General features: G+C 68.3%; 19 protein-coding genes. 12 read left to right on the forward strand and 7 right to left on the reverse strand.

Annotated features, from left to right (window positions below; translation table 11 throughout):
• Positions 1-204 precede the first annotated feature (204 nt).
• From J5J86_RS04215 to J5J86_RS04240, 6 genes are all read left to right on the forward strand, one after another.
• Positions 205-1,575 carry a malonyl-CoA decarboxylase gene (locus J5J86_RS04215; protein WP_209103646.1) on the forward strand — a complete coding sequence of 457 codons (1,371 nt, stop codon included), beginning with the start codon at positions 205-207 and terminating at the stop codon, positions 1,573-1,575.
• Positions 1,572-3,104: a malonate--CoA ligase gene (locus J5J86_RS04220; RefSeq protein WP_209103647.1), complete on the forward strand. Its 1,533-nt coding sequence runs from the start codon at positions 1,572-1,574 to the stop codon at positions 3,102-3,104. The genes J5J86_RS04215 and J5J86_RS04220 overlap by 4 nt, the downstream gene beginning before the upstream one ends.
• 269 nt (positions 3,105-3,373) lie before the next feature.
• Positions 3,374-4,354 (forward strand): TRAP transporter substrate-binding protein, encoded by a 981-nt coding sequence (locus J5J86_RS04225; protein WP_209105229.1) that lies wholly within the window; start codon positions 3,374-3,376, stop codon positions 4,352-4,354.
• Positions 4,355-4,454: 100 nt separating this feature from the next.
• Positions 4,455-4,961, forward strand: coding sequence for a TRAP transporter small permease subunit (locus J5J86_RS04230; RefSeq protein WP_209103648.1), 507 nt, complete (start codon positions 4,455-4,457; stop codon positions 4,959-4,961).
• Positions 4,962-4,966: 5 nt separating this feature from the next.
• The gene (locus J5J86_RS04235) at positions 4,967-6,283 is read left to right on the forward strand and encodes a TRAP transporter large permease (RefSeq protein ID WP_209105230.1); all 1,317 of its coding nucleotides are present in this window, start codon (positions 4,967-4,969) and stop codon (positions 6,281-6,283) included.
• Positions 6,284-6,417: 134 nt separating this feature from the next.
• Positions 6,418-8,391, forward strand: coding sequence for an alpha/beta hydrolase domain-containing protein (locus J5J86_RS04240; protein ID WP_209103649.1), 1,974 nt, complete (start codon positions 6,418-6,420; stop codon positions 8,389-8,391).
• A gap of 18 nt (positions 8,392-8,409) precedes the next feature.
• Here the strand turns inward: J5J86_RS04240 and J5J86_RS04245 are convergent, their stop codons facing one another.
• From J5J86_RS04245 to J5J86_RS04260, 4 genes are all read right to left on the reverse strand, one after another.
• Positions 8,410-9,318, reverse strand: a complete 909-nt coding sequence (locus J5J86_RS04245) for a transglutaminase family protein (protein WP_209103650.1) — start codon at positions 9,316-9,318, stop codon at positions 8,410-8,412.
• Between the two features lie 7 nt (positions 9,319-9,325).
• Positions 9,326-11,839: a circularly permuted type 2 ATP-grasp protein gene (locus J5J86_RS04250; RefSeq protein ID WP_209105231.1), complete on the reverse strand. Its 2,514-nt coding sequence runs from the start codon at positions 11,837-11,839 to the stop codon at positions 9,326-9,328.
• Positions 11,840-12,603: 764 nt separating this feature from the next.
• Complete coding sequence (locus J5J86_RS04255; protein WP_446698678.1) at positions 12,604-12,924, reverse strand: DUF167 family protein; 321 nt, start codon at positions 12,922-12,924, stop codon at positions 12,604-12,606.
• Positions 12,921-13,211: a YggT family protein gene (locus J5J86_RS04260; RefSeq protein ID WP_209103652.1), complete on the reverse strand. Its 291-nt coding sequence runs from the start codon at positions 13,209-13,211 to the stop codon at positions 12,921-12,923. Before J5J86_RS04260 ends, J5J86_RS04255 begins: the two co-directional genes overlap by 4 nt.
• 291 nt (positions 13,212-13,502) lie before the next feature.
• On the opposite strand from J5J86_RS04260, the gene J5J86_RS04265 reads away from it, so the two are divergent.
• From J5J86_RS04265 to J5J86_RS04280, 4 genes are all read left to right on the forward strand, one after another.
• Positions 13,503-13,922, forward strand: a complete 420-nt coding sequence (locus J5J86_RS04265; RefSeq protein WP_247658027.1) for a hypothetical protein — start codon at positions 13,503-13,505, stop codon at positions 13,920-13,922.
• 390 nt (positions 13,923-14,312) lie between these two features.
• A complete protein-coding gene (locus J5J86_RS04270) occupies positions 14,313-15,263 on the forward strand; it encodes an acetyl-CoA carboxylase carboxyltransferase subunit alpha (protein ID WP_209103653.1) in 951 nt (316 codons plus the stop codon).
• A gap of 225 nt (positions 15,264-15,488) precedes the next feature.
• Positions 15,489-16,895: a L,D-transpeptidase family protein gene (locus tag J5J86_RS04275; protein ID WP_209103654.1), complete on the forward strand. Its 1,407-nt coding sequence runs from the start codon at positions 15,489-15,491 to the stop codon at positions 16,893-16,895.
• Positions 16,896-16,967: 72 nt separating this feature from the next.
• The gene (locus J5J86_RS04280) at positions 16,968-17,159 is read left to right on the forward strand and encodes a hypothetical protein (RefSeq protein WP_209103655.1); all 192 of its coding nucleotides are present in this window, start codon (positions 16,968-16,970) and stop codon (positions 17,157-17,159) included.
• Positions 17,160-17,167: 8 nt separating this feature from the next.
• On the opposite strand, the gene J5J86_RS04285 is transcribed toward J5J86_RS04280, so the two are convergent.
• Positions 17,168-18,175 (reverse strand): NAD(P)H-binding protein, encoded by a 1,008-nt coding sequence (locus tag J5J86_RS04285; protein WP_209103656.1) that lies wholly within the window; start codon positions 18,173-18,175, stop codon positions 17,168-17,170.
• A gap of 101 nt (positions 18,176-18,276) precedes the next feature.
• Here J5J86_RS04285 and J5J86_RS04290 point away from each other — a divergent pair, with 101 nt between their 5' ends.
• A complete protein-coding gene (locus J5J86_RS04290) occupies positions 18,277-19,182 on the forward strand; it encodes a LysR family transcriptional regulator (RefSeq protein ID WP_209103657.1) in 906 nt (301 codons plus the stop codon).
• 2 nt (positions 19,183-19,184) lie between these two features.
• Here the strand turns inward: J5J86_RS04290 and J5J86_RS04295 are convergent, their stop codons facing one another.
• Positions 19,185-20,054: a transglutaminase family protein gene (locus J5J86_RS04295; protein ID WP_209103658.1), complete on the reverse strand. Its 870-nt coding sequence runs from the start codon at positions 20,052-20,054 to the stop codon at positions 19,185-19,187.
• 213 nt (positions 20,055-20,267) lie between these two features.
• Between J5J86_RS04295 and J5J86_RS04300 the strand changes: the two genes are divergently transcribed.
• A complete protein-coding gene (locus J5J86_RS04300; RefSeq protein WP_209103659.1) occupies positions 20,268-21,446 on the forward strand; it encodes an NAD(P)/FAD-dependent oxidoreductase in 1,179 nt (392 codons plus the stop codon).
• A gap of 144 nt (positions 21,447-21,590) precedes the next feature.
• Here the strand turns inward: J5J86_RS04300 and J5J86_RS04305 are convergent, their stop codons facing one another.
• A complete protein-coding gene (locus J5J86_RS04305) occupies positions 21,591-23,087 on the reverse strand; it encodes a leucyl aminopeptidase (protein WP_209103660.1) in 1,497 nt (498 codons plus the stop codon).
• Positions 23,088-23,119 lie beyond the last annotated feature (32 nt).

Genomic DNA, 23,119 nt, shown 5'->3' on the forward strand with positions numbered 1-23,119 from the left:
CTCACATACAGTCACGCCCAATCTTGCATACATGATGATTGACGAACGATGCAAACGGCACTTAGATGTGTGTGAAGACGGGGGACGATCTGCGCCATGCCTCATCTGCCCACACAATGTCCCGAAGGTCCCCAGGGCAGCCTTGCAATGCGGGCCGCCGACCGGCCCAATGGACGCTGATCGAACAGGCGGAACGGCGACCTCATGAGCTCCAACACCTCCTTCTTCGGCGACCTCCTGAACACCATTGCCGATCGCGGCCGGGCGCTTCTGGACCGCAACAGCCGGGTCAGCGGGGCCACCAAGGCGGCAACCCTGGTGGACCGCTGCCAGGATCTGCTCTCCGGCAAGGGCGAGGCCTCCGGCGTCGCACTCGCCACCGACATCCTCGACCGCTATGCCCGCATGAAGACCGGCGAGCGCATCGCCTTCTTCGAGGCCCTGCACGAGACCTTCGGCGCCGACGTGGCGCGGCTGGAAAAGGCGGTCGCCGCCTATGGCAAGTCGGGCTCGGAATCGGCCGTCGCCGAGATCCACCGCGCCAGCGAGCCGCGGCGGCAGGAATTGTTCCGCCGCTTCAACATGGCCGCCGGCGCCACCGGGCAATTGGTGCGCATGCGCGAGCACCTGATGGACGCCATGGTGCTGCGCCCCGACCTCGCCCCCGTGGACCGGGATTTCGGCCATCTCTTCTCCTCCTGGTTCAATCGGGGGTTCCTGGTGCTGCGCCGCATCGACTGGTCGACCCCCGCCAACGTGCTGGAAAAGATCATCCGCTATGAGGCGGTGCACGAGATCAAGGACTGGAACGACCTCCGCGCCCGCGTCGACACGCCGGACCGGCGCTGCTACGCCTTCTTCCACCCGGCGCTGGTGGACGAGCCGCTGATCTTCGTGGAAGTGGCGCTCATGCGCGAGACGCCCGGCGCCATCGCTCCCATCCTGGACCAGTCCCGCGCCCCGCTCGACCCGGGCACGGCGACCACCGCGGTCTTCTATTCCATCTCCAATTGCCAGCGCGGGCTTGGCGGGGTGTCCTTCGGCCACTTCCTCATCAAGCAGGTGGTGGAGGAAATCTCCCGCGAGATCCCCTCGCTCACCACCTTCGTGACTCTGTCCCCGGTGCCCGGCTTCAGTGCCTTCGTGAAGAGCACGCGCGCGGACGAAACCTCGCCCATCCTCAACCCCGCCGACCGGCAGGCGCTCACCCGCCTCGATGCACCGGGATGGGAAGGCGACGAAGCCGCACGCACCGAGCTCACCCCCGTCATCAATGCGCTGGCCGCCCATTATTTCCTGGTGGCGCGCACCGCCAAGGGCAAGCCGCTCGACCCGGTGGCGCGCTTTCACCTCGGCAATGGCGCGCGGCTCGAACGCATCAATCCCATGGGCGACCTCTCGCCCAAAGGCATCGCCCAGGCCGCCGGCCTGATGGTGAATTACCGCTATGTCCTGGCCGACATCGAGAAGAACCACGAAGCCTATGCCGGCAAGGGCGAGGTCGTGGCGAGCGCTCCCGTCAAGAAACTGCTGCGTGGCGAGGCCAGCGCGCGCAGCCTGGTGCCGGTGCAATGACCACAGCCAAGAAGAACCATCTCTTCTCCGCCTTCGAGGCGGCGATCCCTGCCCTCGACAAGGCCCTCGTGCTGCATCCCGATGGTGGCCGCGAGACCTATGCGGACGCGCTCGCGCTGTCGGCGCGCCTTGCCCATCTCCTGGTGGCGCGCGGCGTGAAGCCGGGCGACCGGGTGGCGGTGCAGGTGGAGAAATCCTGGACGGCGCTGGCGCTCTATCTGGCCGCCGTGCGGGCGGGGGCGGTCTATCTGCCGCTCAACACGGCCTATACGCTGGCGGAGATCGAATATTTCCTCTCCGACGCCGAGCCGACCGTCATGGTGGCGCGGCCGGAAGTGGCTGATGACATGCGCGCGCTGGCGACCCGCCTCGGCGTGCCCCATGTGGAAACGCTGGGCACCGACGGGAAGGGCTCGCTCACCGAAGGGGCGGAAGGCTTACCCGAGACCTTCGAGAACGTGCCGCGCGGGCCCGATGACCTCGGTGGCATCCTCTACACGTCCGGCACCACGGGCCGGGCCAAAGGGGCCATGCTCTCGCACGAGAACCTCCTGTCCAACGCTTTGACGCTCCGCGACTATTGGCGCTTCACGTCGAACGACGTGCTGATCCACGCGCTGCCCATCTTCCACACCCACGGCCTGTTCGTGGCCACCAACATCATCCTCTTGTCCGGCGCGTCCATGATCTTCTGCCCGAAGTTCGACGCCCGCGAGGCCCTGTCCCTCATGCCCAAGGCGACCTCGCTCATGGGCGTGCCCACCTTCTATACCCGCCTCCTCGACCAGCCCGGCCTCACACGGGAGGCCACCGCGCACATGCGCCTGTTCGTCTCCGGCTCCGCTCCGCTCCTGGCCGAGACGCACCGCGCCTTCCGCGAGCGCACGGGACAGGCGATCCTGGAGCGCTACGGCATGACCGAGACCGGCATGAACACCTCCAATCCCTATGACGGGGACAGGCGGGCCGGCACGGTGGGCTTCCCGCTCCCGGGCATCGACCTGCGGGTGACCAACCCGGAGACCGGCGCGGTTGTAGGCACCGACGAGATCGGCATGATCGAGGTGAAGGGCCCGAACGTGTTCAAGGGCTATTGGCGGATGCCGGAGAAGACTGCCTCCGAATTCCATGACGGCTTCTTCATCACCGGCGACCTCGGCAAGGTGGATGGCGACGGCTATGTCCACATTGTCGGGCGCGGCAAGGACCTCGTCATCACCGGCGGATTCAATGTCTACCCGAAGGAAATCGAGGGCGAGATCGACGCCATTCCCGGCGTGCTGGAAAGCGCCGTCATCGGCCTGCCCCACAAGGATTTCGGCGAGGGCGTGACCGCCGTGGTGGTGCGCACCAAGGGCGCGACCCTCACCGAGGCGGAGATCCACAAGGCGCTGGAGGAGCGGCTCGCCAAGTTCAAGCAGCCCAAGCGCGTTTTCTTCGTCGACGAACTGCCCCGCAACACCATGGGCAAGGTGCAGAAGAACGTGCTGCGCGAGACCTACAAGGACGCGTATCAGTCCGCCGCGTAACACCGGACCGGCCGCACCGGCCGCCGGACCATGAAGACGCCGCCGGTCCGCCGGCGGCGAAGCAAAAAACCCGTTCCGGCCGCCAAGCCGCACGGGCCGCAGCGCGGTCACCGCGCGCGGGACAGTACGCGTCAGCGTCACGCCGCACCGGACACCGGGCGGCTTCCGAGGAAACGCCAGGGCCGCCATGCGGCCGCCACAAGGAGAAAGCCATGACCGGTTCCCCCGGGTCGAAAGCCCCCCGCGCCCGTCGCACCACCCTGCGCCAGATGGCCTTCGCGGCTGGCGCCTGCCTGCTGATGACAGCCCCGGCTCTGGCGCAGGACATCACCCTGCGCGCCTCGCACCAGTTTCCCGGCGGCAAGGGCGATCCGCGCGACGAAATGGTCCAGATGATCGCCCGTGACGTGGAAGCCGCCAATGTGGGCCTGAAGATCCAGGTCTTCCCCGGCGCCTCCCTCTACAAGCCCAACGAGCAGTGGGGCGCGCTGACCAAGGGCCAGTTGGACATTTCCTCCTTCCCGCTGGACTACGCCTCCGGCCGCGTGCCGCAATTCTCCGCCACCCTCATGCCGGGGCTGGTGCGCAATTTCGACCGCGCCGAGCGCCTCAACGACTCGCCCTTCATGGAGGAGATCAAGAAGATCGTGGAGGCCCAGGGCGCCATCGTGATTGCCGATGCCTGGCTGTCCGGCGCCTTCGCCTCCAAGAAGGGCTGCATCACCAACCCCGACAGCATCAAGGGCCAGGTGACCCGCGCCGCCGGCCCCGCCTTCGAGCAGATGCTGGCGGCGGCGGGCGCCTCCATCGCCTCCATGCCCTCATCCGAAATCTATTCGGGCATGCAGACCGGCGTGCTGGATGCCACCAACACCTCGTCCGAGAGCTTCGTCTCCTATCGCCTCTACGAGCAGGTCAAGTGCCTGACCGCGCCGGGCAAGAATGCGCTCTGGTTCATGTATGAGCCGGTGCTCATGTCCAAGCAGGTGTTCAACCGCTTGAAGCCCGACCAGCAGAAGGCGATCCTCGCCGCCGGCAAGAAGGCGCAGGCCTGGTTCTCCGAGCAGGTGAAGAATGGCGACCAGAAGCTGATCGACACCTTCAAGAAGGCCGGCGTGGAAGTGGTGGAGATGTCCGCCTCCGACTATGACGCCTGGCTGAAGGTGGCGCAGGAGAGCTCGTACAAGAACTTCTCCGAGAAGGTGAAGGGTGGCGACGAGCTGATCAAGAAGGCCCTGGCGGTTCAGTGAGGCCTCGCCGGCTCTCCCGCTTTGGGGGAGCCGGCAGTCCTTCCAGCCCCTTTCGCGTCCAGACCTCCCGCGTCCGGTTCCTTCCGCCGAAGGCTGATCCATGACCCGCCTGTTCCTGTCCGCCGTGGACATGCTCTCCAAGCTCGCCGGCGTCCTCGCGGCGCTGATGCTGGTCTCCGCCATGCTGGTGACCTGCCAGATGATCTTCCTGCGCTACGTCTTCCGCGCGCCCACCATCTGGCAGACCGACTTCGTGGTCTTCACCGCCACCGCCGCCGTCTTTCTCGGCGCGCCTTATGTGCTGCTGACGCGCGGCCATGTGGGCGTCGACGTGATCGAGATGGTGATGCCGCCGGGGCCGCGCCGGCTCCTGGGGCTCATCGGTGCCGTCTTCGGCCTGCTGTTCTGCCTCGCCATGAGCGTGGCGAGCCTCATCTTCTTCCACGAAGCCTATGTGAATGAATGGCGCACCTCCACGGTGGCCGCCATCACCCTGTGGGTGCCGCTGCTGCCGCTGCCCGTGGGGTTCGTCCTCCTCTCCCTGCAATATGTGGCCGAGATCATCCGCCGGGTGCAGGGCCGCGCGCCGTTCGGAGCACACGCATGATGGCCCTGTCTCCCGCGCTCTCCGGCCTTCTGATCGTCGGCCTCCTGCTGGCGCTGCTCGCCACCGGCATGCCCATCGCCTTCGCGCTCGGCCTGTCCGCCATTGGCGGCCTGCTCATCGCCTCCGGCCCCGGCGTGTTCGAGGTGCTGGCGGAGACCATGTTCGCCGGCATCGCCTCGCTGGCCTATGTGTCCATCCCCATGTTCGTGCTCATGGGCGCGGCCGTGGCCGCGACGCCGGCCGGGCGTGACCTCTACGAGGCCCTCGACCGCTGGCTGAACCGGGTGCCGGGGGGCCTGGTCCTGTCCAATATCGGCGCCTGCGCCATCTTCGCCGGCATGACGGGATCGAGCCCCGCCACCTGCGCCGCCATCGGCAAGATGGGCATTCCTGAAATGCTCAAGCGCGGCTATCCGGCCTCGGTGGCCACCGGCTCCATCTGCGCGGGCGGCACGCTTGGCATTCTCATCCCGCCTTCGGTGACGCTCATCGTCTATGGCATCGCCACCGAGACCTCCATCGGCCGCCTCTTCCTGGCCGGCGTGATGCCGGGCCTGATGCTCACCGTCATGTTCATGGCCTGGGCGCTGATCGACTGCCGGCGCAAGAAGTTTTCGTTCGATGGAGCGGGCAAGATCTTCACGCTGGGCGAGAAGTTCGCCGCCCTGCCGAAGGTGACGCCCTTCCTGCTCATCATCGCCGGAACGCTCTATGTGCTCTATGGCGGGGTGGCCACCCCCTCCGAGGCGGCGGGCGCGGGGGCGTTCCTGACGCTCGGCGTCGTCATCATCATGTACCGGCTGTTCCAGCCCAAGCCCATCATCGACATCTTCAGCGCCACCATGCGCGAGAGCGTGATGATCATGATGATCATGGCCTCGGCAGAATTGTTCGCCTTCGCCTTGTCCTCGCTCTTCATCACCCAGTCGGTCGCCGCCTCCATCGCCGGGCTGGAGGTGAACCGCTGGGTGCTGATGGGGCTCATCAACGTCTTCCTCCTGGTGGCCGGCATGTTCCTGCCGCCGGTGGCGATCATCGTGATGTCGGCGCCGCTGCTCTATCCCATCATCGTCAGCTCAGGCTTCGATCCCTATTGGTTCGCCGTGGTGCTGACCATCAATATGGAGATCGGGCTCATCACGCCGCCGGTGGGGCTCAACCTGTTCGTGGTCAATGCCATCGCCCCCCAGGTGCGCACCAGCGAAGTGCTGTGGGGCGCCTTTCCCTATGTGCTGACCATGATCCTCGGCATCGTCATCCTGTCCATCTTCCCCGGCATCGCCACCTGGCTGCCGGACCTGGTGATGGGCCCGGCCCAATAGGGTCGCGCCCCCGCGAGGGGCGGGTTGTTCCGCGTCACGTCGCCCTTTCTCCCGTCCGCGGGCCGGCTCAGCCGGCAACGCTCCAACCGCCGGCAGCACCGGCCCGCGCACCCGCTTCCGCGGGGAGGACACGCATGACCAAGCCCACCCGCCCCCGCACCGCCCGAAACGCCGGCCTCCCCTGGCGCCGCCCCCACGCCCTCGCCGCGTCTCTCGCCCTTGGGGCGACCGCCGCCCTTCTCGGCCCGGCGGCGGCGGAGGTGACGCGCCTTGAAGGCCTCACACGCACCCCCGCCTATGACGGCCGCAGCTTCGGTGCCGCCGGCGCCTATGAGAAGATCGAGGCGCGGGTGCGTTTCGCCATCGACCCCAAGTCCGAGCGCGCGCGGAAAGTGGCGGGCATCGACAAAGCGCCGGTGAACGCAAAGGGCGAGGTGGAATTCTCCACCGAGATGGTCATCCTTTCCCCCGTGGACCCGGCCGCCGGCGCGCGGACGCTGTTCTACGAGGTGCCCAATCGCGGGCGGAACCTGTCTTTCCCCCTGCTGAACGCGGTGACCAAGGCTGGTCCCGCCTTCACGGTGGACGATCCCGGCGACGGCTTCCTGATGCGCCAGGGCTTCACGATCGTATGGAGCGGCTGGCAGACGGACCTGGGCGACACGCTCATGGACATCGCCCTGCCGGTGCTGGCGGGCGTCACCGGGCCCTCCCGCGAGGAATTCATCTTCGAGGATGCCAAGCCGGTCAGCACGGCCAAGCTCACCTATCCCGCCGCCGACCTAGACCCCGCCAAGGCCACCCTCACCGTGCGCGCGAAGACGGGGGATGCGCGTGGCACGCCTGCCGGCCTCTCCTTCCGCTTCGTGGATGCCCAGACGGTGGAGATCACCCGCCCGGCAGGCCTTGATGGCGGGGCCATCTATGAGTTCATCTATCCGGCCCGCGACGCGGTGCCCGCCGGCCTCGGCTTCATCGCCACGGCGGACCTCGTCTCCTTCCTGCGCGGCCATGGGCCGGCGGAGGTGAAGAGCCCGCTCGGCCCCATCGACCACACGATGGGCCTCGGCATCTCGCAATCGGGGCGCTTCCTGCGCGATTTCGTCTTTCGGGGCTTCAATGCGGATGCCGGCGGAAAGCCCGTCTTCGACGGCGTGATGCCGCATATCGCCGGCTCCCGGAAGACCTTCACCAACGACCCCTTCGCCCAGCCCGGCCGCTATTCGCGCCAGCATGAGGATCACGATTATCCCGGCGACCAGTTCCCCTTCACCTATGTGGACATGACCGACCCGGTAAGCGGGCGCACCGATGGCATCCTGAAGGCCTGCACGGCAACACAGACCTGCCCGAAGGTGATCCACACCGACACCTCCACCGAATTCTGGCAGGGCCGCGCGGCGCTCGTCTCCACCGCGCCCGACGGCACGGCCCTGACCATGCCGGACACGGTGCGCCTGTTCTTCCTGGCCGGCGCACCGCACTTCAATGCGTGGGGCGCGGCGTCGCGGGCAGACAAGACCTGCCTTTATCCCACCAATCCCCTGAGCGTCGGCCCGACGCTGCGGGCGTTGACGGTGGCCATGAAGGACTGGGTGAAGGAGGGCAAGGCGCCGCGCCCCTCGGTCTTCCCCGCCGGCAAGGACGCCCTGGTGGCGCCGGAAGCGCTCGGCCTGCCGCGCATCGACGGCACCGTGCCGCACCCGCCGGTGAACGGCCTGAATGTGCGTGACAGCGCCGTGCCACCGAAGGATGGCGCTGCCTATGCCATTCTGGTGCCGAAGGTGGATGCGGACGGCATGGCGCTCGGCGGGGTGCGGGAGGTGCCGGTGGCCGCGCCGCTCGGCACCTATTGGGGTTGGAATCTGCGGCGCGCGGGCTTTGCCCCCGGCGAGCTCTGTAGCCTGACCGGCAGCTATGTCGCCTTTCCCAAGACCCCGCTCAATTCCGACAGCCGCGCGCCGCTCTCCGCCCGCTATTCTTCGCTCCAGGACTATGAGGCGGCGGTGGCCAAGGCCGCCGATGGCCTCATCGCCGACGGACTGATGCTGACCGAGGATCGCGCCATGGTCCTGAAGGCCGCGCCGAACTTTCCGGCCGCCCAGTGACTGGGACGTGCCGGCCGTTCAGGAGGCCGGCGCGTCCGCCTGCGGTCGCTCCACCGGGACCACATCCACACCCACCGCGAGGCCGTGCTCCCCAGAGGCGACGATGACGCCGTCCACCGGGGCGACGTCGGCATAGTCGCGGCCGATGGCGAGGATGATGTGGTCCTCCCCGGCGGGGATGGAATTGGTGGGGTCGAGCCCGACCCAGCCCAGTTCCGGCCCGCACCACACCTCCGCCCAGGCATGGGTGGCGTCGGCACCGGCGAGGCGCTCCTGGCCGGGCGGGGGGACGGTGCGCAGATAGCCGGACACATAGCGCGCCGGCAGGCCGAGGCCCCGGAAGCCGGCAATCATCACATGGGCGAAGTCCTGGCACACCCCGCGCCGGGCGGCGAAGGCTTCCGCCGGCAAGGTGGTCACGTCGGTGGTGCCGGGCATATAGGCAAAGTCGTCATGGATGCGCGTCATCACCTCCAGCGCGGCGGCAAGGATCGGCCGGTTGGCGGGGCAGCTCTGGGCGGTCCAGTCCGTGATTTCGGCGTCCAGCGGAATGGCGCGGCTGGGATAGAGCGCATGGACCGGCGAAGAGGGGCCGAGGTCCGTGCTGGCGAAGGCCTCCCGGCGCACCTCGTCCACCATCGGGGTGGTCTCGGGGTCGGGCAGCACCACCGCATGCACGTCGATGCGGGCGCGGGTGGAAATGTCCAGCCGGTCATGGGGCGTGTCGAAGGTGGCCCAGGCCACCGCATTGCCGAAGAAATCGGTGCCCTGCTCCATCTCCGTGGGACGGGGCTGGGTGTTCAGCATATGGGCGATGACGTGCTGGTGGGGCATGCGGTCCACCGGCGTCATGCGCAGCACCTGCCGGGCCGAGCGCACGGTGGTGCCATAGGTGTAGGTGGTGGTCTGGCGCACGTCGTAGAGCATGGCCACCTCAGTTCGGCCCTTGCCATTCCGCGTCGGCGGCGGGGCCTTGGATGAAATAATGGGTGGAGATCTCGTCCGAGAGCAGCATCAGATCCTGCTCCAGGGCGTCGAAATCCTCGAACTCGAACGTCTCGGCGCTGGAGGCGATGAGGTCGGCGCGCATGCGGGCGATGATGCGCTCCGACAAAGGCGGCGGCTCGTCGGGATTGCGACCGGGCAGCACCTGGAGATGGGCCGCCATGCGCTGCACCTGGAAGGCCAGCGAGCGGGGATTGTCCGGGTCCAGCAGGACGAGGTCGAGCACCGGCCCGCGCGCCTCCATGGTCACATAGCGGCTGCGATAGGTGATCTGACTGTCCGCCAGTTGCAACAGCACGTCCAGCGCGCCGCTGGGCACGCCCGGCTCGGCGAAGGTGCGGGCATAGCGCAGGAGCACGATGGACCGCTCGATGCGCCGGCCCATCTCCAGGAAACGCCAGCCGGTGAGCCGGTTCATGTTCTCGGAGGCCAGGCCGGAAAAGGCTGCGACGATGCGTAGCGCCGCGTCCGCCCGCTCATGGGCGTCGGCTTCCGAAGGGGCAGCGGGAACGGGGGCGTTGAGGCAGGCTTCCAGTTCCACCAGGGCCCGCCAGGCATCGGGCGAGAAGCGGTCGCGGATGACAGATGCCGACGCCCGCGCCGAGCGCACCAGTTGCGGCAGGCCGCCCGGCAGGTCCGGCCGGGTGAGTGCCGCCACGGCGCAGAACCCAGGGGTGGCCCGCGCCATATTGGCCGGCATGGCGCCCCAGGAGGACAGCAGCGAGAGAATGCGGGTGACCAACGGACCGGAGGAGGATTCCGTCTCCGCAAGGCGGCCCACCAGGGCCCGCACCAGGCGCAGCGTCGCCTCGGTGCGCTCCACATAGCGCCCGAGCCAGAACAGATTGTCCGCCGAGCGGCTGGGCAGCGTGCCCGAGGAGCGGCGCACCCGCACATTGTCGGGGCTCGGCAGCAGGGTCTGGGTGCCCACCTCGGTGTCGGCCAGCACCCACACGTCCGCCGAGCGGTCGCCCCTCTGGATGGAGAAGGCGCGGGCGTCGAGGCTCTCCGCAATGCGGCAGAAGCCGCCGGGCATCACCGTCCAGCCCTCGTCGGTGGCACACAGGAAGACGCGCAGGGTGAAGGGGCGCGGCACCAGCTTCTCGCCGGTCCACACAGGCATGGTAGACAGGCGCGCCACGTCCTGGCCCACCAGGTCCGAGCCGCGCCGGGCCATGAGGGCGGACAGACGCCGCCGCTCGGCGCCTGTCAGGTCCGCGCCCAGGACCGAGCCGCGCGCACCGAGCACGTTGACCCGCTGCCCGAAGGCGGAGGCGATCACCAGGGAATCCAGGCTCTCCATCACCTGGGTGCGCTCCGCCTCCTGCCCGCACCACCAGGTGCCCACATGGGGCAAGGCCAGCGGGCGGCCGAGGAGGCGCACCGCGAGGCGGGGCAGGAAGGCCATCAGCGCGGGTGCCTCCACCAGGCCCGAGCCCAGGGCATTGGCGAGCACCAGGGCATGGTTGCGCACCGCCGAGACGAGGCCGGGCACGCCGAGGCGCGAGCGGGCATTCAGTTCCAGCGGGTCGGCAAAGTCCGAATCGAGGCGGCGCAGCAACACGTCGATGCGTTTCAATCCCGCCACGGTGCGCACGAAAGCGGCGTCCGAGCGCACCGAGAGGTCCTCGCCCTCCACCAGCAGGAAGCCCAGATAGCGGGCGAGCAAGGCATGCTCGAAATAGGTCTCGTTGAGCGGGCCGGGGGTCAGCAGGCCGATGCGCCCCTCCCCCGTGCGGTCGAGCTTGATGAGGGAGTTGCGGAAAGTCTGGAAGAAGCCGGCGAGGCGCTCCATGCGCATCTGCCGCGAGGTGTCCGGCAAGGCGCGGGTGAGGGCGAGGCGGTTTTCCAGTGCATAGCCCACGCCCGAGGGCGCCTGGGTACGGTCGTTCAGCACCCACCAGCGCCCATCCGGGCCGCGCCCCACATCGGCGGCATAGAAGCGCAGATAGCGCCCGCCGCGCGGCTTCACACCCACCAGGGGCCGCAGGAATTCGGGACTGCCCGCCACCGCCGCCGCAGGAAGGGCCCCTTCGCTGACCAGGCTCGCCGGGCCGTAGAGGTCGCGCAGCAGCCGGTCCAGCAATTCGGCCCGCTCGATCAGGCCGGCGGAGAGCACCTCCCAGTCCGGCTTGTCGATGAGCAGCGGCACATGGCTGAGCGACCAGGGCCGCTCGCGCCCGCCGCCATCGTCATAGACGCGATAGAACACGCCGCTGTCGCGCAGATAGCGGTCGGCGGCATCAAAGCGACGGCGCAGTTCCTCGGGGCCAAGCTCGGCCAGGGCCGCCAGGAACGGCGCCCAATGGGGGCGCGGCTGGCCATCCGCGTCCATCATCTCGTCGCGCACCCCCGGCAGGGGCGCATAGCCGCCGACGAAGCTCGCCACCGCCGCCGCCCGGAACGCCTCGGTCCGCTCCTCGCTTTCCGCCACCTGCCCCATCCCGCTTCCGCTCCCCGGCATGCCGCCCCCTGGCGCCCGATCGAAACCGGGAGACAGACGTCCCGGCCTCCGATTGAAGGCATTGATGGAAAACGCCTTTCAAACCGATGCCTTTGCGGCTTCCGGTCAAAAAACGCCCCTGTGCCGGACGGCAGACCGACGCATCATGCCCCGCGCGACCCCGCCCCGGCCGGCGGACCGCGTGCGGCCCTCGGCACATTAGAACAGGTTCCGAAACAGGGGTGAAGAACCTTTTCTCGGCAAAATGAGCCAAGCCTTTGAATTTCCGCATATTCCCGATTCTGCACCGCGCGGCGGCGTGGGAGGGGGAGACGACCCGCGCCCGATCGAGAGGTATATTTGTATAGACGAAACGCATCCGCCTGTGGCGCGTTGCCGCACTTTGCCCGACCCGCCACACGCGTGTCGCGGTGTCCGGAGGCCGGGTACGCCAGTCCGCCCCGGCGCCAGCAACACTCGGCGCGTTCCGGTAGGGAATCCTGCCCTGCATTTTATGCAAGGCTCACGTTGGAGCCTGCGCGGCGTCACGGGTTCGGCCAGCGGCGCGATGCGTCCATAAAATGTGTTCGGAATGGGCATGTCCCGATGGCAGGACATGAGGGCTCTCCCCTCCTTCGCGGGGGGATAGCCGGAAGGGGGTGCGGCGCCGGTGCGTCAGGGCCACTGCGCGCCGCGCCTCCTTCTTGGCCCGTCCAACGGGACCGCCCCCCGGGAACCTAGCGGCCCGCATGCTCGATAGGCTGTCACGACGAGCGCGCGGTCAGCGCCGTCACAAGGGCGTCCACATCCCCTTCCACATGAAAGGTTTTCAGCCGCGCCGTGGCGCCGGAGAGCAGCCGCACGCGCGCCGGGGCGACGCCGCAGGCCTGTGCCAGCACTTTCATCACCGCCTGGGTGGCGGCGCCGTCTTCCGCCACCGCCCGCACCCGGATCTTCAGCACGTCCCGCCCATCGGAGAGGGTGACCACGCCGTCGAGAGCATCCCGCCCGCCCTTGGGAGTCGCGCGCACGCGCACCTCAAGGCCGTCCCCCCGCGCCGTCCAGAAGGTCATGGGCGGCGTCAGAAGACGTAGGGATAGACGTAGAGGCCGATCACCCGCTCGATGAAGAAGATGATGAGGATCAGCACCATGGGCGACAAATCGAGGCCGCCGAGGCTCGGCAGGATGGAGCGGATGGGCGCCAGGACCGGCTCAGTGATGCGATAGATGAACTCGCCCACGGAGCGGACGAATTGATTGTAGGGATTGACGACATTGAAGGCCACCAGCCACGACAGCACGGCGGCGGCGATCAGCACCCAGACATAAAGCTGGAGCACGATCAGGATGACGTCGAGAATGGCGCGCATCGGCTGGAACTTCCTCGGCAGACTGGCGGCACGCGGCGGCTGGAGCCACCATGTTCGCAAATGCAATACCCCAACGGCTGCATCCTTGAACAGTGCGAACCTCCACCCGGAGCAAGCGCAAGTGTTCCACACGAGGGTGGCGCGAGGGTGGCGCCACCGGGGGCCGGCCCCGTCCCGCCGGGCACGGCATAAGTCGCGGCACGGGACGTCGAGGCCGAAGGTCCCACCTGCGTCCAATCAGCCGCGGCACCGGAATCGGGCAGCATTAATCATTGAAATTTTCCAGGTCCCTTGCAAAAGTTCCACGCGCAGGTTCAAGCTGCGGGGGCAAGGATGGGAAAAAAACTAAAAATCAGAGTAGCTGCCGTCGTTCTTTCTCTTTTCGTTGGCGCTCCTTATATTGACGCAGCGTCGGCGCAGACCGGAAAGCGTGGTGAATTCACGATTCACAATGAAACACCCGGCAATACTGTGGTCGGCTTCTATACAAATGACGGGACCGGCTGGAGCACCAACTGGCTGAGCGAGCCGCTCGAGCCCGGCGACAGCGCCGAACTCGCATTTACCAAGTCGAGCGGCAAATGCCAGCAGACGCTGCGGGTGGGCTGGCGCGGGAAGTCGGGTGGTGAAGTGAAGGATGAACCCATTCGCATCGACATCTGCAAGGCCAGCAACGTCTACCTCCACGATAACGACGTGTCGTTCGATTGAGGCCGGTGCGGCGAGAGACGGACGCCGCCTCTCGCCATCGACCGGACGGGATGGCGGACCGGAGATGCCCTGTCGCACCCAGTTCCTCGGCACGTTCCTCCGGCCTTGTCCCCATAGCGCTGAAAAAGACGCTGCGGCCAAGGTAAGCGACAGAGCCCCTCCATTCAGGACTCCGGCCCCAAGGCACCGGCGGAGGCAAGGCTGGCGCGCCTTTTGGCGGCTGCCATCTCAGATGCGCCATGTTTCGCCGTTAACCGACCACCGCGGCGCCCCTTGCGGGCGTGGGGGCGCACCGGGTTCGGCCCGGCTTGACACCTCCTCCTGCGGCGGGCAGCTTCCCGCCTCCTTTCGGGAGCCCGTTGCTCCCCCTCAGAACCTAAGCGGACAGGCATGCGCAGCTATTTGGACTTCGAGAAGCCGGTGGCCGAGCTCGAGGCGAAGGTGGAAGAATTGCGTGCCCTGTCCACCGGGGACGGCGTCGCCATCGCCGACGACGTGCAGCGCCTGGAGGCCAAGGCGGCCGAGGCGCTGGCCCAGCTCTATGCGAGCCTCACCCCCTGGCAGAAGACCCTGGTGGCCCGCCATCCCCTGCGGCCGCACTTCGCCGATTTCGCCAAGGGCCTGTTCGAGGAATTCACCCCGCTCGCCGGCGACCGCAAGTTCGGCGAGGACGAGGCCATCATTGGCGGCTTCGCCCGTTTCCGCGGCGAAGCGGTGTGCGTGATCGGCCATGAGAAGGGCTCCACCACCGAGACCCGCATCCGGCACAATTTCGGCATGGCCCGCCCCGAAGGCTACCGCAAGGCGGTGCGCCTGATGGAGCTGGCGGACCGCTTCAACGTGCCGGTCATCGCGCTGGTGGATACCGCCGGCGCCTATCCCGGCATCGGCGCGGAAGAGCGCGGGCAGGCGGAAGCCATCGCCCGCTCCACCGATGCCTGCCTTTCGCTGGGCGCCCCCAATGTGGCCGTCATCATCGGCGAGGGCGGCTCGGGCGGGGCCATCGCCATCGCCACCGCCAACAAAGTTCTGATGCTGGAGCACGCCATCTATTCGGTGATCTCGCCGGAAGGAGCCGCCTCCATCCTGTGGCGCGACACCGCCAAGGCCCAGGACGCGGCGACCAACATGAAGATCACCGCGCAGGACCTTCAGCGCTTCGGGGTGGTGGACACCATCATCCGCGAACCGCGCGGCGGCGCCCATCGGGATCCCGAGGCCGCCATCGCGGCCGCGGGCGACGCCATTTCCGACGCCCTCTCCCAGCTGGCCGGCCTTGATCCGGCGGCGGTGCGCAAGGCGCGGCGGGAGAAGTTCCTGGCCATCGGCCGCACCCTCTGACCGGGCGGCCGCGCCGTTAACCATGCCCCGCGAATGGTGGAAGGGTAGGTCGCCTTGCGCAAGGTTGGGCCGCTATCATCCCATCTTGGCCGCATTTGAGCCCTTTGCTGGGCCGGTCGCGCCTCCTCTCTTTTCCTTTGGAGCGACATGCGGTAACGACGTGGCAAGGTCGAGGATTCTAGACATGTCGCTCACCGCACCCGGAACGGTTGTTGGAGTTCTGCGTTGAGCCGCCTGCTGCCCCTTCTTCCGCGCCTGCGCCTCGCCGCTCTGGCTGCGGTTGCCGCCGTCGCGCTCGCCGGCTGCAATGGCGAGAATTACGAGACCTCCGCCCGCGCCCGCCAGCCTCTCTCGCCCCAGACGCTCGCCCTCATTTCCGAGAAGGGAATGACGCCGCAGAGCCCGATCCTGGTGCGCATCTATAAGCAGGAGGCGGAGCTTGAGGTTTGGAAGCAGAAGACGGACGGCGAGTTCGCCCTCTTCAAGACCTATCCCATCTGCCGCTGGTCGGGCGATCTCGGCCCCAAGGTGAAGGTGGGCGACCGCCAGGCGCCGGAGGGCTTCTATACGATCACCCCGGGTCAGATGAACCCGAACTCCAATTACTACCTCTCCTTCAATCTGGGCTTCCCCAACGCCTATGACCGGTCCTATGGCCGCTCGGGCGACTTCCTCATGGTGCATGGCGACTGCTCGTCCGCCGGCTGCTATTCCATGACCGACGAGCAGATGGCCGAAATCTATGCCCTGGGCCGCGAGGCGTTCGCAGGCGGGCAGAAGTCGTTCCAGGTGCAGGCGCTGCCTTTCCGCATGACGCCCACCAACATGGCCAAGTATCGCAACAATCCCAACATGCCCTTCTGGAAGAACCTGAAGGAGGGCGTGGACGCCTTCGACGTCACCATGCGCGAGCCGAAGGTGAATGTGTGCGACCGGCGCTATGTGTTCAACGCCACCGCCGCCCCCGGGCGCGGCTTCGACGCCACCATGGCCTGCCCCAGCTACACCATCCCCCCCGCCATCGCCCAGGCCGTGCAGGCCAAGCAGCATGCGGACGAGCAGAAGGTGGCGGCGCTGGTGGGCAGCGTCTCGGCGCCCTATAGCCGCGCTGGCATCGATGGCGGCATGCACCCGGTCTTCCTGGCCAGCTACAAGGAAAAGAATCCGGGCCAGGAGCTGAAGACCATTCCGCCAGGCCCCGCGCCGGGCACCATGCCGGGCCGGACCACCAATCCGCCGAACGTGGCGGACGACGGCTTCAGCCCGGTGGGCTCGCCCGCCAACACCCATGTGACCACCAACACCTATGGCCGGTCCCTGCTGGCCCTGCGCGCGCCGGAGGAGCCCGGCTCCAACCCGCACGCGCCCGCGCCGGCCGCGACGCTGGCCTCCGGCAGCCTGTCCATCGCCAACCTGCTCGGCGGCGGCGCGAAGGAAGAAGAGGCACCGGACACCTCCGCCACCATGGCGGCCAATGCGCCCTTGCCCCTCCCGCGCCCTGCAAGTGCGCCGAGCGGCAGCACCGCCTCCGTCTACGTCCCTGCCCCACAGCAGACGGCGAGCCTTGCCACCGGCAGCTTCGTCCCGGCCCCCGGAACGCTGGCCACCGGCACCTTCACGCCCACGCGCTGACCGGCGCGCCACCCGCAGGGGTGAGTGACCCGCGCCGGCCGGCCACATCAGCCGGTCGCGGGAGCCTGCGCCATGTTTCTCGATGAAAAGATGTTGGGTCCCCGGCCCGAACCCCGCCCCGAGCGGCCGCACCGGCGCCTCTCCGCCCGCGAAGAGCGGGTATTGCTGGCAATCCTCGGCTTCAACATCCTGATGCTGCTGGCGGCTCCCATCGGCGGGGCGACAATCCTTCAAGGACTCGCCACGCTCGTCCGCGGGCACTGAGCAGCGCCTCACCTTCGCCCGCGCAGCGGCAAGGCGGACGGGCCGTCCCCGCTCGCCACCACGACACCAAGCCCTGCCAGCGTCGCGGTCACGGCCACGGCCAGGGGCGTGCGCGGCTCCTCGCCCAGGAAGGACACGAGGCGGCGATTGTCGAGCCGCGCCGGCTGCTGCCACAAAGGCCGCATCTCCCGCAGCTCGCGCAGCGTCTCGTTGAACGGCGCCGCCACCGCCAGCAGCCACCAGGGAAAGGCGCGCACCGGCACGCGCGGTGCGCCCGCCGCGCGGCGGATGGCGGCGATCACGGACGTGCCGTCGGCATCCCACTGCCCGTCAAAATGGAAGCGGGCGAAGGCCGGCAGGTCGTCGTGCCGCGCGGCGAGGCGGGCGAAGGTTTCGGCCACATCCGGCAGGTAGGCCCAGGCATGGCCGATGCCGGGCACGCCGGGATAGAGGATGGAGCTCAAGGGCTTGCCAGGCTTTATCAGTCCCTGGCCGAACCAATTGTTGCCCGAGCGCGGCCCGAAAAAATCACCGGCGCGCAGGATAAGAGAGCGCACGCCCCGCGCCGCCGCCGCCTCCAGCCGAGCTTCCATCTCAACGCGAATCCGGCCCTTGCGGGTCTGCGGCCGCTGGGGCGCCTCTTCGGCGACGAGGGGATAGGCGTCCGGCCCGTAATTATAGAGCGTGCCGGGCAGCAGGATGCGGGCGCCCGCCGCCTCCGCCGCTGCGATGGTATTGTCGATCATGGGCAGGACCAGCCGGTTCCAGGCCCGATAGCCGGGCGGGTTCACCGCATGCACGATGAGGCCGGCGCCCCGCGCCGCCGACACCACCGTATGGCGGTCCATGGCATCCCCCGCCACATAGGCCCAGCCCGATTGGCGGGGCGCCTTGGCGGGGTCGCGCACCAAGGCGCGGATGGCCCAGCCGTGGCGGGCGAGTGCCAAGGCGGTCTCGCTGCCAATGCCGCCATTGGCACCGACCACCAGGGCCAAGCGGGGGGAAAGTTCGGACATGACGGGCTCCTTGCGTCTCACGATCCAGAGTGACGCCACCTTGCCTGCCGCGCGGCTCTGTATAAATTGACGAGAATGAGTGATCGGCTCGTCGCTTTTTTATGAACCCCTCCCCACTCGCCGCCCTCGACTGGGAACGCCAGCGCGCCTTTCTGGCGGTGCTGCGGGAAGGCAGCCTGTCCGGCGCGGCGCGGGTGCTGGGGGCGACGCAGCCCACGGTGCGCCGGCGGATCGAGGACCTGGAGCGCCATCTGGGCGTCGCCCTCTTCACCCGATCGCCCGCCGGCCTCACCCCCACGGCGCTCGCCCGCGAATTGGCCGCGCCGGCCGAGGCCATGGCGGCGGCGGCCGCCGCCTTCGCCCGCACCGCCTCTGCCGAGGCGGGCTCCAGCGCGGGCCGTGTGCGCATCACCGCCAGCGAGGTGATCGGCATGGAGGTGCTGCCGCCGATCCTGGCGCGCGTGCGGGAGGCCCATCCCGGCCTTGTCCTGGAAGTGGCCCTCACCAACCGCAACGAGGACCTGCTCGCCCGACAGGCGGACATTGCCGTGCGCATGGTGCGCCCGGTGCAGGAGGGGCTGCTGGCCCGCCGTGTGGGGCACATCGCCCTCGGCCTGCACGGCCATCGGCGCCTGCTGGATGCCTGGGGCCGGCCCTCGACTCTGGCAGATGCGAAAAAGCTGCCTTTGGTGGGCTATGAGACGGAAACGTCCTCCGTGCGCGCCTTCAAGACCCTGCACGGCGTGGACCTCTCGCCGGACGACTTCGTCTTCCGCTCTGACAGCGATCTGGCGCAACTGGCCGCCATCCGGGCGGGGCTGGGGATCGGCATCTGCCAGGTGGGCCTTGCCGCCCGCGATCCGCTGCTGGAGCGGGTGGTGGCGGACATGACCTTCGCGCTGGAGACCTTCGTGGTCACCCACGAGGATTTGCGCGAGGTGCGGCGCGTGCGGCTCGTCTTCGACGCTTTGGTGGAAGGCCTCACCGCCTATGCGGGCCGGGGCTGAGTTCACCAGGCTGGCGTGACCGACACCTCCACATCCATGCCCTGGAACACATTGTTATTGCCCAGATAGGTGCCGGACACGGGCGTGGCCAAGTCCATGGTGCGGGCCACCGCCACAGGGATGAGATCACCCCCTGCCACCGTGCTGTTGGTGGGGTCGAACGCGACCCAGCCGGCGCCCGGCAGGAAGATTTCCGCCCAGGCATGGGTCGCGCCCTGGTCCTGCGGGCCGAAGGGGATTCGGTTGGGCGTGAACAGATAGCCGGACACCAGACGCGCGCCGAAGCCCAGCCGCCGCGCCGCCTCCGCGAATAGAACCGCATAGTCCCGGCAGGAGCCAAAGCCCAGGTCCAGCGTCTCCAGCGGCGCCTGCGCGCTTTCAAAGGTGCGGATCACATAGCGCAGGCGCCGTGCGATGCCCGCATTGAGGTCGGCCAGCAAGGCCAGCGTATCGGTGCCGGGGCCGGCCACGAAGCCTTGCGCGAACGCCATGAGCCGCCCGTCCGGGTCCGGCGAATGGAAGGAGGTGAGCGCGCCAAGGTCTGACCAGTCGGCGTCCGGATAAATGAGGGGATAGGTGGCCGCCTCCGGCGCCAGGGACGCACGCGGCGGGCGGGGATCGGACAGTTCCACCGTCGAGACCGCCTGGATGGACAGGCGGTCGGTGGGCGCGGGAAAGGTGGCGGTGACAAGGTCGTTGCCGAATACATCCGAGCCGAAGGCGAGATGCCCATAGGGATCGGTCAGCACCTGGTGGCCGATGAGCCGCACAGCGCCGCCCACCCGCGGCCGCAGCATCAGGCGGTGGGGGCACAGGCGCACCGGCTCGCTATAGCGATAGGTGGTCCGATGGCTGATCCTCAAGGTGATCAAGCAGCCCTCCCCTGCGGGCCGTCCCGCGCCCTCGCCGATACATTCGGCGCACGCTCTACCCTGCCTTGCAGCATATAGGCACGGCAGCGCTTCGCACGCATGCATTGCATGCACGGCAGCCCTCTCGACCATATGGACTTGGCTGTTGTCTCCCGCCCCCCGCATCGGCATAGCTGACGGGTCAGGGCAAACAGAACAGCAGAGACCTTCCAGATGGCCGACACCTATGACGTGGTGGTGGTGGGGGGTGCCGTCACCGGCAGTTCCACCGCCTATCACCTGGCCGCGGACCCCGCCTTTGGCGGCCGCGTGTTGGTGGTGGAGCAGGACCCCAGCTACCAGCGCTGCGCCTCCGCGCTTTCGGCGGCCTCCATCCGCCAGCAATATTCCACCGCCATCAATGTGGACATCTCGCTCTATGGCATCACCTTCCTGCGCGAGATCGGCGAGCGGCTGGCGGTGGACGGCGACCGGCCTGAAATCGGCCTGAAGGAAGGCGGCTATCTCTTCCTGGCCACCGCGCGCGGCGAGGCGGCCATGCGCGCCTCCAACGTCCTCCAGACCGGGCGCGGCGCCGACATCGCCCTGCTCGATCCCGAGGCGCTGGTCGCCCGCTTCCCGTGGTTGAGCACCGAGGGCATCGCGCTCGGCAGCCTGGGGCTGACCGGGGAAGGCTGGTTCGACGGCTACGGCCTCATGCAGGCCTTCCGCAAGAAGGCCCGGTCGCTGGGCGTCACCTATGCCGCCGCGCGGGCCGAAGGGCTGGAAATGAGCGGCGGCCGGGTCACCGGCGTGCGCCTCTCCGACGGGCGGACCATCTCTTGCGGGGTGGTGGTGAATGCCGCTGGCGCCGGCGGCACGGCGCTCGCCCGCTCGGCCGGAGTGGAGATCCCCGTCGCCAATAAGAAGCGGATGATCTTCACCTTCACCTGCGCCGATCCGGTGACGGACTGCCCGCTGATGATCGACCCCACCGGCGTTTATGTGCGCCCCGAGGGCACCGGCTTCCTGTGCGGCACTTCCCCGCCCGAGGACGAGGACCCCGACAGCACCGACTTCGAGGTGGACCACACCTTCTTCGAGGAGCGCATCTGGCCGGTGCTTGCCGAGCGCGTGCCCGCCTTCGAGCGCATCCGCCAGGGCCGGGCCTGGGCCGGGCACTACGACATGAACCTGTTCGACCACAATGCCATTCTGGGCGCCGCGCCGGACGTGGACAATCTGTTGCTGGCGAACGGTTTTTCGGGCCACGGCCTGCAGCAGTCGCCCGCCGTCGGGCGGGGGCTGGCGGAACTGATCACCTATGGCAGCTATCGCAGCCTGGATCTCTCCCCGCTCGCCTATGAGCGCCTCACGCGCGCCGCGCCCTTGCTGGAGACCGCGGTCGTCTAGAGCATGCGCCGATCAGATGGCATCGCCATCTGATCGGATCACGCATTCTCTATCAATAGTTTAGAGGGCGATTCACCCATCAGATTGATTCAATCTGATGGGATCGCGCTCTGACCGCGGGCCCCAATCGCAAACGGTCGCCGATCAGCCTTCGTAATGGTCGGCGACCAGCTGGTTCAGCAGCCGCACGCCCCAGCCCGAGCCCCAGCTCTTGTTGATGTCGCTGCTGGGCGAGGCCATGGCGGTGCCCGCCACGTCCAGATGCGCCCAGGCGGTCTTGTCCACGAAGCGCTGGAGGAACTGGGCCGCCGTGATGGAGCCGCCATTGCGCCCGCCGGTATTCTTCATGTCGGCGAACTTGGAATCGATGAGCTTGTCATAGGCCGCGCCCAGCGGCATGCGCCACACCGTCTCGCCGGTGGCTTCGCCCGCCGCCGCGATGCGCTGGGCCAGTTCGTCGTCATTGGCGAACAGGCCCGCATGCACGGTGCCGAGCGCCACCAGGATGGCGCCGGTCAGCGTGGCCAGATCCACCATGAAGCGCGGCTGGAAGCGCTCCTTGGCGTACCAGAGCACATCCGCCAGGACGAGCCGGCCCTCGGCATCGGTATTGATGATCTCGATGGTCTGGCCGGACAGGGAGGTGACGATGTCGCCGGGGCGCTGGGCGGCGCCGTCGGGCATGTTCTCAACGAGGCCGATGACGCCCACCGCATTCACCTTGGCCTTGCGGGCCGCCAGAGCGTGCATCAGGCCGGTGACGCATGCCGCGCCGCCCATGTCGCCCTTCATGTCCTCCATGCCCGCCGCCGGCTTGATGGAGATGCCGCCGGTGTCGAAGGTCACGCCCTTGCCGATGAAGGCGACGGGCGCCTCCCCTTCCGCGCCGCCATTCCAGCGCATCACCACCACCCGGCTTTCCTTGATGGAGCCCTGGCCGACGCCCAGCAGCGCGCGCATGCCGATTTCGGAGAGCGCCGCATCGTCCAGCACCTCCACCGCGACTCCCACCTCGGCGAGGGCTTCGGCGCGGCGGGCGAATTCGGGCGGATCGAGCACGTTCGGCGGCTCGTTGACGAGATCGCGGGCGAGGATGACACCATCGGCGATCGCCCCCTCAACTGCCCAGGCGCGCTCGGCGGCGGCGGGGTCAGCGACCAGGAGGGTGAGGGACAGGGCGCTGGCCTCGCCTTCATTGTCCTTCTTCTTGGTCTTGTAGCGATCGAAGCTATAGGCCCGCAGCCGCACGCCGAGCGCGATCTCGGCGGCCGCCTTGGCGCCCACGGCGCCGGACGGCAGGTCCACGATGAGCGTTGCCTCGCGGGCACTGGCGGGGATGCGGCCAGCCACCAGGCCGCCGAGCCGGACGAAATCCTGGCTCTTCAACTCGCCCGCCTTGCCGACGCCCAGCACGAGGACGCGCGGCACGTTGAGGCCCGAGGGAGCGATCAGATCCAGCGCCGCGCCCATGGCGCCCCGGAAGCGGTCCGCATCCAGCGCCCGCTCGAAGGTGGATTTGATGGGCTTCAAGACCTTCAGGGTTTCCTTGCCCAGGGCCAGGCTATCGTCCGCGAGCGCCAGCAGCACCCCCTTGGGCGCGGCGCCGTGCTTGGCGAAGGAAACGGACACGGTATCGGGCATGATCGGCTCCAGAAGGCGGGACGGCGCGGCGC

Source organism: Aquabacter sp. L1I39 (genome assembly GCF_017742835.1).
GTDB lineage: Bacteria > Pseudomonadota > Alphaproteobacteria > Rhizobiales > Xanthobacteraceae > L1I39.

What these genes read in the sequence shown, in the direction of transcription:
- J5J86_RS04215 (WP_209103646.1), top strand. Translation starts at nt 205, where the DNA reads ATGAGCTCCAACACCTCCTTCTTCGGCGACCTCCTGAACACCATTGCC.
- J5J86_RS04220 (WP_209103647.1), top strand. Translation starts at nt 1,572, where the DNA reads ATGACCACAGCCAAGAAGAACCATCTCTTCTCCGCCTTCGAGGCGGCG.
- J5J86_RS04225 (WP_209105229.1), top strand. Translation starts at nt 3,374, where the DNA reads ATGGCCTTCGCGGCTGGCGCCTGCCTGCTGATGACAGCCCCGGCTCTG.
- J5J86_RS04230 (WP_209103648.1), top strand. Translation starts at nt 4,455, where the DNA reads ATGACCCGCCTGTTCCTGTCCGCCGTGGACATGCTCTCCAAGCTCGCC.
- J5J86_RS04240 (WP_209103649.1), top strand. Translation starts at nt 6,418, where the DNA reads ATGACCAAGCCCACCCGCCCCCGCACCGCCCGAAACGCCGGCCTCCCC.
- J5J86_RS04245 (WP_209103650.1), bottom strand. Translation starts at nt 9,318, where the DNA reads ATGCTCTACGACGTGCGCCAGACCACCACCTACACCTATGGCACCACC.
- J5J86_RS04250 (WP_209105231.1), bottom strand. Translation starts at nt 11,839, where the DNA reads ATGGGGCAGGTGGCGGAAAGCGAGGAGCGGACCGAGGCGTTCCGGGCG.
- J5J86_RS04260 (WP_209103652.1), bottom strand. Translation starts at nt 13,211, where the DNA reads ATGCGCGCCATTCTCGACGTCATCCTGATCGTGCTCCAGCTTTATGTC.
- J5J86_RS04270 (WP_209103653.1), top strand. Translation starts at nt 14,313, where the DNA reads ATGCGCAGCTATTTGGACTTCGAGAAGCCGGTGGCCGAGCTCGAGGCG.
- J5J86_RS04280 (WP_209103655.1), top strand. Translation starts at nt 16,968, where the DNA reads ATGTTTCTCGATGAAAAGATGTTGGGTCCCCGGCCCGAACCCCGCCCC.
- J5J86_RS04285 (WP_209103656.1), bottom strand. Translation starts at nt 18,175, where the DNA reads ATGTCCGAACTTTCCCCCCGCTTGGCCCTGGTGGTCGGTGCCAATGGC.
- J5J86_RS04290 (WP_209103657.1), top strand. Translation starts at nt 18,277, where the DNA reads ATGAACCCCTCCCCACTCGCCGCCCTCGACTGGGAACGCCAGCGCGCC.
- J5J86_RS04300 (WP_209103659.1), top strand. Translation starts at nt 20,268, where the DNA reads ATGGCCGACACCTATGACGTGGTGGTGGTGGGGGGTGCCGTCACCGGC.
- J5J86_RS04305 (WP_209103660.1), bottom strand. Translation starts at nt 23,087, where the DNA reads ATGCCCGATACCGTGTCCGTTTCCTTCGCCAAGCACGGCGCCGCGCCC.